Raw genomic sequence first — 16389 nt, 5'->3', positions numbered from 1 at the left:
AGCTCGGACGCGGCCTGCTCCACGCCGTTCACGACCGCGCGGACGGTGTAGGAGGCGTCAGCCGGCGCGCCGTTGTCCAGGTAGTTGGTGGCGCCAGTGAGCGGCGAGGCGTTCAGCTTGGCCGAGCCCCGGTAGAGGTTGAAGCCGGTGCTCGCACTCTCGGTGCCCAGCAGCCGCCAGGACACCAGGTTGCCGCTGCCCGAACGCACGCTGATCAGGCCGCGGTCGAGATCCTCCATCTGCCGGCCGGTCGGGTTCGGGCCGCCCTGGTCGGCCTCCAGATAGTCGATGTTGGGCAGGCCGTCGGCGGTGGTCGGGCTCAATCGGATGATGTTGTCGCCCGCGTTCAGCGACACTGCCAGCGTCTTGCTGCCCCAGCTCGTCCAGGTGCCGGTGGGGTCGAAGGTGCCGGCCGCGTGCGCGACCGTTCCGTTGATCAGCACGTCGGCGGGACGGCCCGTGGTGGCGCCGTTGGCGTACCGGATGGTGATGGTGGCCGCGCCGGCCGCCGATGCGGAGACGGTGAACTGCGCCGCCGCGCCGGCCGCGTTGGTGCCGTTGCAGAATCCACTGCCCGAGTAGCCGGCATGGTTGGACTCGATGAGCCCGTCGCAGGTGGCCGGCGCGGTCTCCGCCTCGTAACGGGTCGCCGCCGCGGACGTGCCCGCGGCCGTGACGACACCGGCGGCGGCCAGCATGAACGCGATGCCGGCCGACAGCAGGGCAGTACGTGGTCTGGATAAGCGCATGAGGAACTCCAAGAGGTAGGGCCGATGACTCCGAGCCGGCCGAACACGCAGGTCAGGCGACCTCGCCCACCCGTCATGGCTGGTGAGCTGTCTTTGATGCCGCGTCACGAGAGCGCAGTTCAGGGTCGGAGGGTGGTGACGGTCGCGGGGCGGGAAATGCGGCGTTCCGGCCGCAACGCGCCGTCGGCCAGGTGATCATGGCTCACTGATCTCGTCAACGCCGCCGGGCGTTCCCCGGCCTTGTCGCGAATCGACGAGGGCCTGGCGCGTGAAAATTTCATGGCATGTGCGGCGCGGCCGGCGGGGCGCGAGGCGCGTGACAGGGTCCTGGTCCTTGTCGCGGGCTGCAGGTCGTGCGGTGGATTACCCATGTGGCCCTTCCAGACGGAACGATGCGGGCGGCACGAAGTCATGCACTCTGGGAGCGTTCACAGAGTGGGATAGGGCTTTCCAGGCGTCAATGCCCGTTACGTGCTTGTTACAAGGCTCCCGTTTTCCGAGGGCAGCGCCTTGGCCCTTCCCGGGTCGCGGCTTGTGCGTTACTGTGCACGCTCACAGAGCTTTGCAACCTTGACGCCTCGGCGTAGTTTATTTAGGTAAAAAACAAACTCTAGCTGAGCGACAGCCTCTCACGCCTCAGGAAGGAGCGCGCCGTGGCATCGTCTCGCTAGGGCGCGACCACCCGGCGGGGCTTCCTCGGCCTCGCCGGCCTCACTGCCCTGGCAGCTGCTTGTTCCCCGCCTGCAGGGCAGAAGCCGGGAACGGCCACGGCCGAGGCCGTGGACAAGCTCACCGCGCTCGTGCCCAAGCTGGGGCAGAACCCGGTGGCCATCAAGCCGGACATCGCCGGTGTCCCGGTCTACGGACGCAACGGCTTTCTCACGTATCCGATGCCGCCGATCGACGCCGTCACGACCAAGCCGGCAAGGGCGGGCACTACAAGGTGCAGGTCCCCACGTGGAGCCCGTTGCCGCCGGCGCTTGGCGAGAACTCCTTCTACGACGCCGTCAACACCGACCTCGGCGCGACGCTGGAGTTCCAGTTCATCGACGGCATGACCATCCTCGACAAGATCCCGCCGCTGCTCGCGGCCGGCGATGTGGCCGACATCATCACGATCCCCCGCTGGATCATGGAGGACCACATCCCCGATGCGGCCAAGGCCATCGACCGGCTGTTCGAGGACCTGACCCCCTACCTCAAGGGCGACCAGACCACCACGTACCCGTTGCTGTCCACGATCCCCACCGAGGCGTGGCAGTGGTCGATCTGGAACGGCAAGCTCATGGCCGTGCCCTCCTGGCCGGAACCCGCGTTCGGGCCCCTCGATGCCGCCGCTGCCTGACCGCAGGTTTCCGGCGCTGTGCTCCACCACATCGGGCACCAGCACGAGCGGGCTCTCCTGAGCTGCAAGGGCGTTCCGTGGATGTCGTAGGCGTGGTGTTGCCACGGCACAGGTGTCGGCGGGGTGGGCAGGCCACGAGCGCGCCCGGCACCTGGGCGCGAGGCGGCGGCGAGGTCGTGGACGGAGCACCAGGGTCCTTCCGAGGATCACCTCCACCGGTTGCTCGATGTGGGCGCTGTTGCCAGCAGGGCCGAGCGGATCTCGGCGTCAGTGACGTCGTCCACGACCACGGCCTTGCCGATCTTGAGTGGCAGGACGAAGCGCAGGTTCCCGTCCCTGATCTTGCGAATCTGCCCGAGAGCGGCGAGCACGTCCGCGGGCCAGGTCTGGACGGCCAGCTCGTCAAGGCACGTGGGGAGGCCCACGCGGCGCAGCAGGCCGACGATGCGCTCCCGGGCGTGTGCAGCCAGGAGGCCACGGGTCTCGGCGATCAGCGAGGCCACCGCCATGCCCAGGGCCACGGCTTCGCCGTGCAGAAGCTCACCGTAGCCTGTGGCCGTCTCCAATGCGTGGCCGACGGTGTGACCGAAGTTCAGGTGGCGGTGCAGATCCTCCTCGTACGGATCGCGGCCGACCAGCTCGCACTTGACCACGCTGGCCGTCCAGACGAGCTCTTCGAGTATCCGGGGGGAGCCGTCGAGAATGTCCGCGTGGCCTTCTTCGATCAGGGTGAAGAGTTCCGGGGAGGCGATGACCCCCTTCTTGACGGCCTCCGCTAGCCCCGATCTGATCTGACGCAACCCGAGGGTGCGCAGGTAGGCGACATTCGAGATGACGGCCTTGGGCTGGTAGAAGGCGCCGATCAAGTTCTTGGCCGAAGGGTGGTCGATGGCGACCTTTCCACCGAGTGCGGCGTCGACCTGCGCGAGCAGGGTGGTGGGCACGTTGACGTAAGGAACTCCGCGCATGTAGCTGGCCGCTATCCAGCCTGCGGTGTCGGTCACCACGCCGCCGCCCACAGCGATCACCACGTCGCGGCGCCTGAACCGACTGCTGGCCAGCCAGTCCAGGAGTGCCGCCGCGGTGCGCCAGCTCTTGTTGGCCTCGCCAGGGGGAAAGGAGGTGAGCGTGGTGTTCACGCCGTGCTGGGAGAGCCGAGCAGCCAGGGGTTCCGCGTGGAGATGGCGGACCTCGTCGTCGGTGATGATTGCGGCATCGCGACCGTCGATCGCTGACAGCAGGTGGCCGAGTGCGACGTCATCGGATCGGGTGACGTGGACACGATAGTGGTCGTCCCGTCTGATCGCACACTCGATCACGCGCTGGTGCGCCCCACACGGTTCCGAGCTGTTGGCAAGCTGATTCATGGCGCGAGAGATCTCCTGCTCTGCGGGGAAACGAGGGCAACGAACTGGAATCGAGGACTCAGGCGGCGCCGTCCCGCCACGAGATGGCCGCTTCGGCACGATTCCCGTCCAGCGCGTCACGGGCGGCCCGGATGACGGCATGCGCGGAGATGCCCGCCATGCAGACCTTGTGTTCGATGAGGCAGTCGCTGTTGCGGTACCGGTTCTTCATGCACAGGTCGCATCGCGCCTCCGTGGCCGGCAGGACGACGTGGAGACCGACGACGGGCTGCGCCCACACGCGCCAGGCGCTGCCGCCGAACAACGCGACGGTGGGCACGCCGGCTCCCACGGCCAGGTGCATGATGCCGTTGTCGATGCTCACGCACAGGGAGGCGCCCGCAAGCGCGCCCACCACTTGCGGCAGCGTCAGACGGCCGCGCAGGTCGGTAACCCCTGTGCTGCGCAGCAGTTGCGCGTCGACCTCGGCGCAGTTGTAGTACCGCTCCTGGGAGGAAGCGTCGGCGCCCAGGAGGCCGACCGTGAGGCCGCGCCCCTGGCACCAATCCACCACTTCCAGCCAGCCGGCCGCGTCCCACACCTTGGCCGAGCGCGTTGCGCCCGTCCCGATGAGGACGTCAGGGACGGGGACGGGCGGCGCCTCCTGCGGCAGAACCGGCCTCAGGTCTCCTGGCCGGAGGTAGGACAGGCGTGACCAGATCTCGCTGATGTGCTGCGTCCGCAGCACGGGATAGCGGGAGAGGAGGTCCTCTGCGGCCCAGTTCTCCTTGTGCAGACCTTCGACGGGGCCCTCAGGAAAGGGAAGGGTCCGGCAGAGGTCCGCATCCATGCACCTGCCCACGAAGAAGCGCGGCTTTGCCCGCGCGGCAGCGGCCGCGGCGCGGGGGTCCGCGTCAAGATTGATCACGACGTCATAGGCGCCGCGTTCAGCCAGGAAGGCTCCCAACCTCTCGTCCACCAGCACGGGATCGTCGCGAGAGAAGAGCTCGAACCGGGCGTCCACCAGTGGAGAGGCCGCCTCCAGTTCACGCGTGCGCGGGCCGCCGAAGTAGTCGATCACGCAGGGGCCGAACCGGTCCCGCAGATCGCGCATCACTACGCTGGCGACGGCGAAGTCACCGATGGAGTCGGCGAAGACGACCCCGATGTGGGGCCGCTTCAGATCCTCGCCGCGGTAGGGGAGGGGCTCAGACATGAGACATCAGGCTCCGGTGGGCCCGGCGCACGAGGTCACAGATCTCCTCGGGGAAGCCGGCGTAGACGCCGTCGGAGTGTCCCAACGGGGCGACCGCGGTCCGGCCGCCGCTCCGCGTCGTCACATAGACGCCGGCCGGGCCGTCGGTGACCTCGCCGACGAGGATCCCTCCTGCGGCCAGCGCTCCGTCCAGCGCCTCGGGAGCGACGGTGATCAGATGCTGCCATTCGCCGCCGGTTCCGAACGCGAACGCTGCCGGCGACACCCCGAGGAGGGGTGCGGCCTCCGAGGTCAGAGGATGCAGGGGGAGAGCGGCGACGTCGATCAGCAGGGCCACGCCGGAGGTCTCGGCGACGCGGGAAGCGTCGCTGGCCAGGCCGTCGGAGATGTCAATGCCCGCACCACCCCCGGAGCCGGCCACATGGAGTGCCAGTCCCGGACGCAGTACGGGCCTGAGGATGGCGTCCCTGACCGCAGCCGGGTTCCGCCCGCCGGAACCGAAACGCCGGAGGACCACTGCGGCGTTGAATCCGCCTAGTGGCCCGCTGAGCAGGATCTTCTGCCCCGGCCGCGCGTTCCACCTCGCCAGGTAGCCCTGCTCGCGCGGCACCCACCCGAAGCCGGTCGAGGAGGCGACCCTCGACGAACGCGATCCCTTACTGTCGCCGCCGACGATGGGCACCCCCCAGGGCGCGCACGCCGCCGCGGCGCCGATGAGAAACCGGGGAAGCTCATCAGGGATGTCGCTGGGCGGGGCCATGTAGCCCAGTGCCAGCCCGCTAGGGTGGGCGCCCGAGCAGAACACGTCCGACAACGAAGCTGTGGCGGCCAGATAGCCGAGCTCGTACGGCAGGTCGGCGTCGATGCCGAGCTCCACGAAGGCGGGGCTGGCGTTGACGAAGTCGGTGGAGATCACCATGCCTCCCTCGCCCAGGGGAATGTAGGCGCAGTCGTCCAGCCCCGGCCGCAGCAGGCCGTTCTGGGGCAGGAGGGCGGGGATGGTCTGGAAGACCCACTCATCCAGCTTCTGTGGTTGTGGTGCCACTGCTCCGGTCATGCGATGTCATCCCATCGATTCCTCAATAACGTTGCGGCAGAGCGGGGATCCGTGGGCATGAGGAAAACACCAAGCGCTATCTCCATCGCCCCGAAGTATTTGTGGGCGCCGTTGAGCCGGTGCGCCGGGCATACCTCGATCCTGAAATGCCAGCCGGACTGCCGTGGTCTCGGCGCGTGCCGGTAGGCGATCATGTAGGAGAAGTCGGGCCAGCCGAACGAGGCGAAGGCCCGCATCGTCCGGCTGAGCGCCGCGGCGATGGCCGTCACCTGGTGGTCTGGCATCATCCACAGGTCGGGCGCATGCGCGTTCGGCACGACCCACAGCTCCAGCGGGGCGCGGGCGGTCAGCGGCACGTAGACGCTCACCAGCTCGTCTCGGGCGACAAGGCGTCCCTCGGTCGCGGCCTGCCTGATCTCTTCGCAGGTGAGGCAGGGGCCGTCCGGTACGAGCCGTACCCCCGGGGGGATCAGCGGGAGGCCGAAGACCTGCCCGTGGGGGTGCTCGATGGTGGGCCCGAAGACGCCACCGGAGACCTCGAAGGCGAAGGCGTGCTGGATCCGCTCATCGCGGTAGTAGCCGGCGACCCGCTCTCCCAGCAGAGTGAGGAGTGCCGCCACGTTGCTGACAGGCGTGTCGTGGAGCCTACGGTGATGGTCGGGGCTGTAGAGAAAGACGTCCTGCTTGCCGTATCCGGGCAAGAGCCTGTTCTCCTGCGGTGTGCCCCAGTCGGTGTCGGTGGACAGTGACGGGAACTTGTTCTCCAGGAGCACGACGTCGAAGGGCTCTGGAAGCTCGGCAGATCCTGGACAGAACGGGCAGGTTCGTTCGGTCGCGAGCCCCCTGTCATGCTTGAACGGCCGCAGACCCGCCCGCTCCGGCGCGTAGATGGTGACGTCCTTGCTGTGGCCGCTGATCGCGATGAACGTCGAAGGGGCCGGCATCACCCGAGCCTCCGCGACCCGCTGTGGGTGATGATCCACTCGGCCACCTCCTCCAGGTTCACCCGGCCCGAGGTGTCCACGTCGAGCACCGGGGATATGCCGAGGGGCCGGTCGTCGCCGTCGGCCTGCCATCGCAGGAAGGCGGCGTCCAGATCCGGCTCGTCGTGTCCTTCGTGCCGTCTGGAGCTGCGCTCCGCATACCGTCGCCGGGCCACGTCCAGGGGACAGCGGCAGTAGATCTCGAGCAGGTCACCCGGCAGTTTGCTCAGATCCGCCGGGGCGTACTGCCTGGAGAAGAAGCTGTCAAGGACGGCGCGGTCGCATTCCATGGCGACCGCGTACATGGCCGCTATGCTCGCCCTGCCGAGAACCTTCGTCCATTCGCCGGCGCGCGGCCCGAATTCGGCGAGGAAAGCGTCCTTGATCGTGTCCTTCGAGATCAACGGCAACCCGAGGCGCCGCGCGAGGGGAGCTGCCAGGGTGCTCTTCCCCGACCCCGGCAGCCCGTTCACGACGATGTACAGTCCCATGACTTCCTTTCGATCAGGTGAGACGCAAGGGGGCCCCGGGGGTGAACCGCCCGCTGAGCGCGCGCTCGATGAGCATGCGCAGATGCGGCGGGGCGGTGCTGCCGCTGACTTCGTCCAGCTCCGACGGGGTGGCGAACCATCGGTAGCCTCGGGTCGCCCGGCGCTCCAGCTCGTCCTGCCCGCCGAAGTGGACGGTCGTGCTGGCGGCGATCGCGCTGACGAAGAGCTCCTTCCTGTGATGCAAGGAGCCAGCGAACTCGAAGGAGACCTCGCGCGTCGCGAGGAGCGGCCCCACCTCGCCGATGGGGATTCCCGTCTCTTCCATGGTCTCGCGCGCCGCGGCCTGCGCCAGAGTCTCGCCCGGCTCGACGATGCCCCCCGGCGGGAGCCAGATCTCCGCGGCGTCGTCTCTGGCGGGATCCCGTACGCGAAGGAGCAGGAAATGGTCGAGCCGATCGAACAACAGGACCCGCACCGAAGGCTTGTACATGTTCTCCGTCATCGTCTCTAACGGGGCTGCCAAAGTTGTCGCGGAGGGCCGAAGCTGTCGGCGCCGGCGAGCCCCAGATCCTGATACAACGCTTTTACGACCTTCCATTTTCGGGGGCGGTCCACCGTGCTGTTGTAGCGGCTGTTCGCGATATAAGAAACGACCACCCTACGGTCGAGGTCGGCGAATGTGAACGATGAGCGATAACCCGTGTGCCCCACCACACAGGTGTCGGGTGGCAGGCCGAAGACGAGCGGATCGGTGCACAGTCCCCACCCCCACGCGGCGTCGAATCCGCCGAACATGCCATCGGGCAATCCGAGCCTGCGGTGGCGGGTGAGTGCGCGGGCGAGGTCGGCGCTGATGACCCGGCCGTGCTTGCCGGCGCCGTCGTTGAGAATGCACTGCATGGGCGCCGCCAGGTCACGGGCGGTCCCGCGAGCGCTGGATCCGGCCGACCGCTCGGTCACCAGGAAGGGCTTCTTCTCGAACGGCTCCAGCCTCGCCACGTTGCCCCGGCAGTGGTACATGTAGCCGAAGCGAGGCTCGTGCCGCGCGTGGATCGAGCGGTCGGTCACCGGCCAGGACGACTCCATCCCCAAAGGCGCCATCACCCGCTCCTTGACGACCTCGTCGAAAGGCCTTCCGGTGAGCCGCCGGATGAGCTCCGCCAGAACGTGCCAGGAGGCGTGGGAGGTGTAGACGACCTGTGAGCCCGGAGCAGCGCTGAGCGGCTCCGCGCAGATCCGCAGGAAGGCCTCTTGCGCCGGCAGGTGGTATAGGACGACGTCGTCGGCGGTCGGCCCGGTGTCAGGCCCCAGGTAGCGCACCCCCCAGCTGTGGTAAGGCACTGTGTGGGTGAGCAGGTGCTCGAAAGTGACCTCCTGCTTACCCGCCCGGCCGTACTCGGGCAGCACGGAGCCGACCCGCGAGGTGACGGCGATGTCGTGATCGGCGAGAAGTCCGATCGCGGCCAGCAACGTCAGGGGCTTGCTGCAGCACAGCCAGCGCAGGAGGGTGCCGGGCTGCATCGGCCTGCCCTCACAGGCGTGCCCCACGGCGACGTTCACCTCCTGCTGCCCGCCGACCGCGGCGTAGAGCTGCGCTCCGGTGATGCCCGGCACGTGGGGGCCCTCGGCGAGAGCCTCCATGGTGCGGGTGAACCCGCCGCTCATTCGCCGTCCCCCCGGTATCGGAACAGCTCGATCTTGCCGGCGTGCGAGCGGGCCAGCTCAGCGGTGTACTCGATCGTGAGCGGGACCTTGTACGGCGAGAGCCGTTCACGGCAATGCGCCAGCAACGCCCCCTCCGCCGGCGGGCGCGCCGGGTCGGCGGGCACGACGATCGCGTGCACCACCTGGTCCAGGACCGGGTCCTCCCGGCCGACGACCAGGGCTTCCCTGACGTCCTCGCGTTCCAGGAGCACAGCCTCCACCTCACGGGCGCTGACGTTGGCGCCGCCAACGATGATGACGTCGTTCAGCCTGCTGGTGAGGAAGAGGTATCCGTCGTCGTCGAGGTAACCGAGATCGCCGACGCTGAAGAACCCGTCCGGCCCCGCACGCAGGTGGTCGAGCGAGCCGGGCGCGGCGGACGTCGTGGCGCTGCTGCGGAAGAAGACCTCACCCACCCCGTACGGGGGGAGCGGCGAGGAGTCCTCGCCGAGGACGACGACCTCGTTGTGCGGCGCGGGACGGCCCACGGTGCCGGGCCTGTCCAGCCATTCTCGCCCGCCGCACACAGTGGTGCCGACCATCTGCGTGGCGCCGTAGACCTCGTAGACGCGCTCAGGACCGAGCCGGTCGATCCACCTCCTCTTGACCTGCGCGGGGCATGGCGCGGCGGAGTGGAACATGCCGTGCAGCCGCGCGCAGAAGTCCTTGGCGAGCGATTCCTCGGCGTCGATGAGCGCCATCTGGTGGGGGGTCAGCTGGCACCAGGTGGGCGGCCAGCGGGCGACGGCGGAGGCGATGGCGGAGGAGGTGAAGCGATCGAGCAGGACCACGTGCGCGCCCGCCACCAGCCCCGCCAGGGTGGTGGTGAAGGGAGCGGTGTGTGACAGGGGCCCGCAGACCAGCTGCGTGCCGTCCGGTGTCCAGCCGGTCGCCGACATCAGCAGGCGGGTCGAGTGCTGCACGAATCCGGGCGGCTGCGGCACGGGGATCAGGGCAGGGAGCCCGGTGCTGCCGCCCGAGGGCAGGTACCAGCCGGGCTGTGGCTCGGGTGCGCGCTCGGGCAGGCCGGCCGCGGGTGGTGCGGTCAGGACGTCCCCGCACATGGGATAGGTCCGCGAAGCGTCGATACCCGCTCCGGACAGGAGCCTGTCGAGCTCGGCGGTGGTGGCCTCGGGCGGCACGATGACGGGAGTGAGGCCCAGCCACCACGAGGCGAGGATCGCTCGGATGAACGCCTCTCCGTTGGGCAGCGCCACCAGCGCCAGCCGCTTGGAGGCGGCGCCGGTCTCCAGCGCCGCCTCCACGGTCGCGACGACGCACTGAGTCAGCTCGGCGGCGGACATAGTGGTCCAGACGCCGTCGGGGCCGGCACTGCTCAGGAGCGGCCGGCCGCCGTCCGACCGGGCGAGCCGCAGCAATCGCCGGCACTCGGTGGCATGGAATTGCGCTGGCCTCATTCCGTCTCCGATTATTCGGGTGTACCCGGGAAGCTCGGCAACAAAAGTATTTGTTTTCCGTGGGCGGCGTCAAGACTTCAATTCCGCTCCGCCGGAACGGAAAATGGTATGCGAAATGGGCACAGCAACTCGTTCAGGAGGAGTCGGTGCGCGAATTGGATGCGATTCTCGGAAGCTTGGTGCAGGAATTCCGGAAGATTCTCTCCGGCCCCGGCGGTGCAGGCTCCGTCAGCGCGGGCGGAGAGCTCACCACCGCTTGGGACCTGCGGATCGACCGCCTCCTGCAGAAGGCGCTCGCCACGGCCTATCCGGGTCTTCCCATCGTCAGCGAGGAATCCACTCCTCTCCTTCTGGAATCGGTACGCGGGGACTACCTGGTCGTCGACCCGGTGGACGGGACGAAGGCGCTGGCCGCCGGATCGCCGCTGTTCGCGGTCTGCGTCGCGCGGATCGCCGGCGACTCCGTCGTCGAAGCCGTCGTGGATTTTCCGCGCCTGGGCTTTCGCATGTCCGCCGCGCGTGGCGGCGGCGTCGCGCTCCACGGAAGCCTGCCGGACTCGCTGGCGCGGCTGACCGGCGTGGTTTGCAGCCCCGGCATCTCCACCGACATCGAGCGACTGATGCGCGGGGCCGGGTCGTCGGCGCCCGTGACGGGGGTGCCGACCTCCAGCCTGAAGATGGGGCTGATCGCCGCGAACCGAGCCGAGGCCGCCTGCTACCTCCACACCGGAGGCCGGCCCGCAGCGCTGTGGGACTACGCCGCGGGGGCGCTGCTCGTGCGAGAAAGCGGCGGAGCGGTGACCGACCTTCAGGGCGGCAGCCTCATCGATCCCGTGTTGCCTTGGACGACGGGGTGGATCGCGGCTGCCTCCGAGAGCCGGCTTGGCCCGATCGGCGCCGCCGCCAGGGCGCTGGCGGGGGCGTGACTCAGCTTCGCTGCCGATACGCCCGCTCCTGCACGGTGTAGAAGGCGGCGTACTGACCGTCATGGCGCATGAGCTCGTCATGGGTTCCCATCTCGGTGATTCGGCCTTCGGACAGGACGACGATGAGGTCCGCCAGCCGTACGGTGGAGAACCGGTGCGACACCAGGACGACGATGGCTCCCATGGGGGCCGCGCCGTGGGAGGAGCGATGGGCGAAATGCTCGTAGAGCAGGTGCTCGGCATGCGGGTCAAGGGCGGCGCTGGGCTCGTCCAGCACCAGAAGGAGCGGCTGAGTCCGCATCGCCGAGCGGGCGACGGCGAGCTTCTGCCACTGCCCGCCCGACAGCTCCACCCCGCCGAACTCCGAGCCCAACCGGGTCCGCATCCCGTCGGGCAGCTTCGCCACCTCGCTCTTCGCCCCGGCCTCCGCGACGGCCGAGCCGACCGCGGCGGCATCGCGCATTCGTGACAGGTCGCCGGCGCCGACCGTTTCGAAGACGCGGAACCGGAAACGCGCGAAGTCCTGGTAGGCGGCGGAGACGCGGGCACGCCAGGAGTCGTGATCGATCGACTCCAGGGGTCGCCCATCGACGGTGATGACGCCCTCAGTCGGCGCTTCCATGCCGGTCAGCAGCTGGACCAAGGTACTCTTGCCCGCGCCGTTGGCTCCGACGATCGCCACCGTCGTGCCCGCGGCCAGGACGAGGTCGACGTCGCTCAGCGCGTCGCGGTCGGCACCGGGGTAGCGGAAGGAAACCCCGTGCAGAGCGATGCCCTCGGTGAGCCGCGAAGAAGCCGGCTCTCCGCCGCGGCGGCGCCGTTCGGCGTAGGACGTCAGCCAACGGTAGTGCTCGCCGGCATGTCCCGCGTCGGCCAGCTGGCCCGCGGTCCTGATGACGTGCCCGAGCTGGGTCTGCAGCTGACCGGCCAGCGACAGCACGAGGACGCCGTCGCCGATCGTGGCCTCGCCCCGGATGATCGCGAGGCCGACGAGCCACATCGCGCCGAAGACGCCGGCCGCGTAGACGCACCAGCCGCCCAGCTCCCACGCCGCGCCGGCCAGCCTGCCGCGGGCCTCCGCCCGGACGATCCGGTCCCACAGGGCGAGCGCTCGCCCGTGCAGGACCACTCCCGCGCAGGAGCTCCTGAGCTCCTTCGCCGGCTCCTCCGCGAAGCACAGCTCGTGCAGGCGCTGCTCCAGCCGGATGTCCTGGGAGCACGCATCCCTGGCCGCCCGCACGACCTTGCCGGCTCTGCGGGTGGCGATCATCAGTGGTACGGCGAACAGCACCACAAGAACGAGCGCGGGATTGACGTCGAACAGCAACCACACGCTCACGATCAGGCTCAGCGCCGCCGCACCGGCGGCGACCGCGGCCCAGAAGGACTCGGCCAGGGCCCAGGAGCCCTGGCGCACGCTGGTCAGCCTGTCCAGATATTCGGGATCCCGTAGGTGACCTAGGGTCGGCATCCCCGCGTCGAGCCGCTGAAGGTCCCGGCCCAGACGAAGCTTGACCCGCTCGGTCAGGTAGAGCTGCAGGCTGAATCTCACGCGCTGGCCCAAAGCCGTCACGCCGAAGGCGGCCGCTCCCACAGCGACGGTCCAGGCGAGGCCCCAACGGTCGCCCGCGATGGCCTGGTCCACGAGCCAGCGCTGGCTCAGCGCGGTCACGGGGATCAGGCCCGCCTGCGCCAAAGTGATCGACAGCAGGACGAGCGTGGTGCGCCTGTCGGTGCGCAAGGTCAACAGGAACATGTGCATGAGGACGGTTGCCCGGGGCAGCACGGTCAGTTCCTCCCCTCGCAGGCCGGGCCGCGGAAGCGGGCGGCCTGCAGCGCGAACATCCGCGCATAGTCGCCGCCCTGCGCCATGAGCTCGTCATGGGAGCCCTCCTCGGTGATCCGGCCGCCGTCAAGCAGGACGATGCGGTCGGCCCTGCGCACGGTGGAGAGCCGGTGAGAGATCAGGATCTTGCTGGCGCCAGGAGCAGCGGCACGCAAACGGTCGTAGAAGGCGTCCTCCGCATGGATGTCGAGATGGGCGGTCGGCTCGTCCAGGACGAGGATGCCGCGCCCGTGGGCGACCGCGTACAGCGCGCGGGCGAGGGCGACGCGCTGCCACTGGCCGCCCGAGAAGTCCGTCCCGTCGCGGCCCTCCTGCCACAAGGAGCTCCGCACTCCCTCCGGGAGCCGGGTCAGGAGGGAGGCGCCGCCCGCGGCCGTGAGCGCCGCCACCAGCTCGGCCGGATCGCCGGCGGTCTCCGGGGCCGACAAGCGGATGTTCTCTCCCAGGCTCAGCGGATAACGCACATAATCCTGAAACACCAGGGCGAGATTCCGGCGCCATTCTTTCGCGTCCAGCTCGTCGAGATCGACGCCATCCACGGTGATATTTCCCCGGGTCGGCCGGTAGAGCCGGGCCAGCAACTTGATGAACGTGGTCTTACCGACCCCGTTGCGACCGACAAGGCCCACGGTCTCACCGGGATTCAGCACCAGGGAGAAATCCCGGAGAATGAACCCGTTCGTTCGCGCATAAGCGAAGGAGACCTGCTCGAAGCACACCAGCGGTGGTGATTCCGGCCGGTTGCGCGGCGTCCGGCGCTCGCGCACGGTGAGGGCCCCACCCTGCCGCTCGGCCAGCCGATCGGCCGCCTTGACGGCGGCCTGGCCGTACTCGATGTCGAACGCTTCGTTGCCGGTGGTCGCGAGGCCGAGCACGGTCAGGCCGCACAGGGCGAACGTGATGAGCTCGCCCGGCTCAATGTGCTGGTGCGCCGCCGCGACCGCGGGAACGGCCAGCGCCAGACCCGCCCCCGCGAGCAGCAGCGTCACGTTGACCCACTGGCTGCCGAGCACCTGGTTCAGCTCCCGCCAGCCGGGCCCGGACCCGCGCACGCCGAGCCCTCTCAACCTGTTCACGATCCAGTCCGCGAGACCGAAGAGGCGGACCTCCTTTGCGGTCGGCCCGGTGGTCAGATCCGACCAGTAGGCCAGCTCCCGCCTGGCGGGGGCCGACCGGTCCATCGTCTCGACGATGAAAACCCACTGGCGGCGAATGCGCGCCCTGGTCACCATAGCGATGACCAGAAGCGCGCACGCGTGCGCAGGCGACAGCGCGGCCAGCGGCAGCGCCGGGAGCAGGGCGGAGAGGAACCTGAACAGCAGGGTGATCTGACCGACGACCGCCGCTCCCGCCGACCTGGCGCGACCGGCGCCATGACCCTCGTCGGAGGCGCGCACGGCGTCCTCGTGGAACGCCGGGTCCTCCAGGTGCTCGATACCGTCAGGGGCGAGCGCGCTCGCGCGAACCGTGCCCCGGATGCGGCCGTCGATGCGACGGCGCAACACGTCGCCCGCCACGGTACGGCCGATCTCGCTCGCCTGGCCGGAGATCAGCGCCAGGGTGAGCGCCGCCACCCCTGCAAGCAGCGGTCCGGGCTCTCCCCCCTGGCCGGCGGCCGAGACGAAGAACCCGGCGGCCATGGCCCTGGCCGTCGGCAGGCAGGCGGCGAGCACGTACGCGGCGGGCACGACAATGGCGAGGGTCGGCCCTCCGGCGCCGGTCAGGCGGAGAAGGCGCAGTCGCTCGGCCGCAAAACGCGAAAAGAGAGCGATACGAGCTGCCAATGTCATCCCATCGGATCGCTAATAAAAATGTCATCTAGAACGGTATTGACGTTGATTATTACCGGCCTCTAACGTGGCCTGTGTCGACGTGCAGGGAGGAGCTGCCGGTGCCGGTTTCCGCGGAATTCGTACTCGATTCTTTTCTGCTTCTCGGTCGGGAAATTCTGGGCGTGGAATGCGCGCCGGACGACAGTTTCTTCGCGCGCGGCGGTGATTCGCTCCAGGCGACGCGCCTGGCCGCTCTGGCGGCCGAGCGGCACGGATGGACGTTCTCCGCGCGGGATGTTTTCGCGTTGGAGACCTTCCGAGGCGTCGCCGGGCTCGTACACCGCCAGCTGCGAAGTGAGGACGCGCCCGTCCAGCGGAGCGGGCGCGTGCGGACAGCCGCGCCCCACAACCTGTGGCACCTGGAGGTCGAGGGGGCTCTTGAGCCGGATGTGCTGCGCTTGGCCGTCAACGATCTGGTCAACAGGCATGAAAGCCTGCGGGTGCGCTATGAGGGTCATCCCATCGCACGGCCGGCGGCGCTGAGGAACTCGCTGGAGCCACCTGTCAGCGTGCTCTCCGGGACGCATTTGACGCCGCAGCACGTGGCCGCATGGATCCGCCGGGAGTCCGCCGTTCCGCTCGACCTGAACACCGCGCCGCACGTACGCGTGCTGTTCGCGCCACGGGAGACGCGCTCGACCCTCGTCGTCATCGTTGCGCGCCCGGTGTGCGACCCGGAGTCGATGCGGATCCTCGTGCGCGACTTGGCGTTCGCCTACGGGGCCCGACGGAAGGGCGGGCCGCCGGTCTGGCCCCGGCCGGCGGAGCCGTACAGTGCCTTCCTCCGTACCCTCCAGGTGTCGCCCGCGTCCGGTGCCGGCATCGAGCAGGGTGGGGTCGAGCAGATCCTGCAAAGACGGCTGCCGAAGGCCGAGGTTCATCACGCCGCGCGTGCCCTCGGAGGGGATCTGCGTTCGCTCTGCGCCGTCGCGGCCCTGCTCGTCTCGCACCGCCTGGGCGGGAGCGATTCCCCCGCTCTGTCGATCTCCGTGAGCGACCGCCCCGCGCCATGGGCGGACTCGGTCGGGTCCTTCGAACGGACCGCGTTCCTGCACGTGACCGTCGAAGCCGGGCAGTCGCTGCGTGAGCTGGCCGGGAAGCTGGACCGCGGCACCGTCATCGGGCCGGACGGCCATGCATGGCTCCATCTCGACGTGGAGCCCTCCCCGGCCGAGGCGGCGCGCGACTTCGCCGGCCAGCCCGCCCACGCGATCTCCATCGAGCATCGTGACCTGCCGAGGCCGTGGCCGACGTTGCGCGTGAGCGAGGAAGGAGACGCCGTGCTGCTGTCCCTCAGCTTCCCCGGCGCGACCGTGCTCTCGGAGAGCGCGTCTCAGGAGAGCGCGTCTTATGAGAACGTCCTTGTGGACAGCAGGACAGCGTTGCTCGACGCGTTCGCCCGCGTGATCCGCCGCATGAGCGAGAACCCCGACGCGACCTGCGGCTCCTTCACAGCTCTGGTATGACACCGGCCCG

Annotated in this window: 14 protein-coding genes and 1 pseudogene; 4 read left to right on the top strand and 11 right to left on the bottom strand. The window is 69.2% G+C overall.

Annotation, left to right across the window (positions count from 1 at the left end; translation table 11 throughout):
- On the bottom strand, positions 1-749 hold a 749-nt coding region (locus AB0I79_RS58115; RefSeq protein ID WP_357893737.1), incomplete at its 3' end, for a carbohydrate-binding protein.
- 680 nt (positions 750-1429) lie between these two features.
- Here AB0I79_RS58115 and AB0I79_RS58110 point away from each other — a divergent pair.
- Both AB0I79_RS58110 and AB0I79_RS58105 read left to right on the top strand, forming a co-directional pair.
- Positions 1430-1807 (top strand): annotated as a pseudogene (locus AB0I79_RS58110) (twin-arginine translocation signal domain-containing protein); the annotation flags it as partial.
- Entirely contained in the window at positions 1717-2094 is a 378-nt protein-coding gene (locus AB0I79_RS58105; protein WP_357893735.1) for a hypothetical protein, read from the top strand. The pseudogene AB0I79_RS58110 and the gene AB0I79_RS58105, both read left to right, overlap by 91 nt.
- 206 nt (positions 2095-2300) lie before the next feature.
- Here AB0I79_RS58105 and aroB read toward each other — a convergent pair whose 3' ends face one another.
- The 8 genes from aroB to AB0I79_RS58065 form a co-directional block, all read right to left on the bottom strand.
- Complete coding sequence (gene aroB / locus AB0I79_RS58100) at positions 2301-3461, bottom strand: 3-dehydroquinate synthase (protein WP_357893733.1); 1161 nt, start codon at positions 3459-3461, stop codon at positions 2301-2303.
- Between the two features lie 58 nt (positions 3462-3519).
- Positions 3520-4554, bottom strand: a complete 1035-nt coding sequence (locus AB0I79_RS58095) for a glycosyltransferase family 9 protein (RefSeq protein ID WP_357893731.1) — start codon at positions 4552-4554, stop codon at positions 3520-3522.
- Between the two features lie 94 nt (positions 4555-4648).
- The gene (locus AB0I79_RS58090) at positions 4649-5713 is read right to left on the bottom strand and encodes a thiamine-phosphate kinase (RefSeq protein WP_357893729.1); all 1065 of its coding nucleotides are present in this window, start codon (positions 5711-5713) and stop codon (positions 4649-4651) included.
- Positions 5710-6657, bottom strand: a complete 948-nt coding sequence (locus tag AB0I79_RS58085) for a hypothetical protein (RefSeq protein ID WP_357893727.1) — start codon at positions 6655-6657, stop codon at positions 5710-5712. The genes AB0I79_RS58090 and AB0I79_RS58085 overlap by 4 nt, the downstream gene beginning before the upstream one ends.
- A complete protein-coding gene (locus AB0I79_RS58080) occupies positions 6657-7187 on the bottom strand; it encodes an AAA family ATPase (RefSeq protein WP_357893725.1) in 531 nt (176 codons plus the stop codon). Before AB0I79_RS58080 ends, AB0I79_RS58085 begins: the two co-directional genes overlap by 1 nt.
- Before the next feature lie 13 nt (positions 7188-7200).
- A complete protein-coding gene (locus AB0I79_RS58075) occupies positions 7201-7677 on the bottom strand; it encodes an NUDIX domain-containing protein (RefSeq protein ID WP_357893723.1) in 477 nt (158 codons plus the stop codon).
- 17 nt (positions 7678-7694) lie between these two features.
- A complete protein-coding gene (locus tag AB0I79_RS58070) occupies positions 7695-8801 on the bottom strand; it encodes a serine hydrolase domain-containing protein (RefSeq protein WP_357893721.1) in 1107 nt (368 codons plus the stop codon).
- Positions 8802-8848: 47 nt separating this feature from the next.
- Entirely contained in the window at positions 8849-10309 is a 1461-nt protein-coding gene (locus AB0I79_RS58065; RefSeq protein ID WP_357893719.1) for an AMP-binding protein, read from the bottom strand.
- Positions 10310-10455: 146 nt separating this feature from the next.
- Between AB0I79_RS58065 and AB0I79_RS58060 the strand changes: the two genes are divergently transcribed.
- Positions 10456-11235, top strand: a complete 780-nt coding sequence (locus AB0I79_RS58060; RefSeq protein ID WP_357893717.1) for an inositol monophosphatase family protein — start codon at positions 10456-10458, stop codon at positions 11233-11235.
- A 1-nt stretch (position 11236) separates the two neighbouring features.
- Here AB0I79_RS58060 and AB0I79_RS58055 read toward each other — a convergent pair whose 3' ends face one another.
- Positions 11237-12991 (bottom strand): ABC transporter ATP-binding protein, encoded by a 1755-nt coding sequence (locus AB0I79_RS58055; protein WP_357893715.1) that lies wholly within the window; start codon positions 12989-12991, stop codon positions 11237-11239.
- Between the two features lie 32 nt (positions 12992-13023).
- On the bottom strand, positions 13024-14598 hold the full coding sequence (locus AB0I79_RS58050; protein ID WP_357893713.1) for an ATP-binding cassette domain-containing protein: 1575 nt from the start codon (positions 14596-14598) through the stop codon (positions 13024-13026).
- Between the two features lie 374 nt (positions 14599-14972).
- Here AB0I79_RS58050 and AB0I79_RS58045 point away from each other — a divergent pair, with 374 nt between their 5' ends.
- Positions 14973-16379 (top strand): condensation domain-containing protein, encoded by a 1407-nt coding sequence (locus AB0I79_RS58045; RefSeq protein WP_357893711.1) that lies wholly within the window; start codon positions 14973-14975, stop codon positions 16377-16379.
- Positions 16380-16389 lie beyond the last annotated feature (10 nt).

This window comes from Nonomuraea sp. NPDC050202, assembly GCF_040656115.1.
In the GTDB taxonomy this organism is placed as follows: domain Bacteria; phylum Actinomycetota; class Actinomycetes; order Streptosporangiales; family Streptosporangiaceae; genus Nonomuraea.
The sequence above is the reverse complement of the archived record's forward strand: the minus strand, read 5'-3'. Positions and strand labels throughout refer to the sequence as shown.

Excerpts from the sequence above, each read along its gene's own strand:
- aroB (WP_357893733.1), bottom strand. The coding sequence starts at position 3,461 with ATGAATCAGCTTGCCAACAGCTCGGAACCGTGTGGGGCGCACCAGCGC.
- AB0I79_RS58095 (WP_357893731.1), bottom strand. The coding sequence starts at position 4,554 with ATGCGCGATCTGCGGGACCGGTTCGGCCCCTGCGTGATCGACTACTTC.
- AB0I79_RS58090 (WP_357893729.1), bottom strand. The coding sequence starts at position 5,713 with ATGACCGGAGCAGTGGCACCACAACCACAGAAGCTGGATGAGTGGGTC.
- AB0I79_RS58085 (WP_357893727.1), bottom strand. The coding sequence starts at position 6,657 with ATGCCGGCCCCTTCGACGTTCATCGCGATCAGCGGCCACAGCAAGGAC.
- AB0I79_RS58080 (WP_357893725.1), bottom strand. The coding sequence starts at position 7,187 with ATGGGACTGTACATCGTCGTGAACGGGCTGCCGGGGTCGGGGAAGAGC.
- AB0I79_RS58075 (WP_357893723.1), bottom strand. The coding sequence starts at position 7,677 with ATGTACAAGCCTTCGGTGCGGGTCCTGTTGTTCGATCGGCTCGACCAT.
- AB0I79_RS58065 (WP_357893719.1), bottom strand. The coding sequence starts at position 10,309 with ATGAGGCCAGCGCAATTCCATGCCACCGAGTGCCGGCGATTGCTGCGG.
- AB0I79_RS58055 (WP_357893715.1), bottom strand. The coding sequence starts at position 12,991 with ATGTTCCTGTTGACCTTGCGCACCGACAGGCGCACCACGCTCGTCCTG.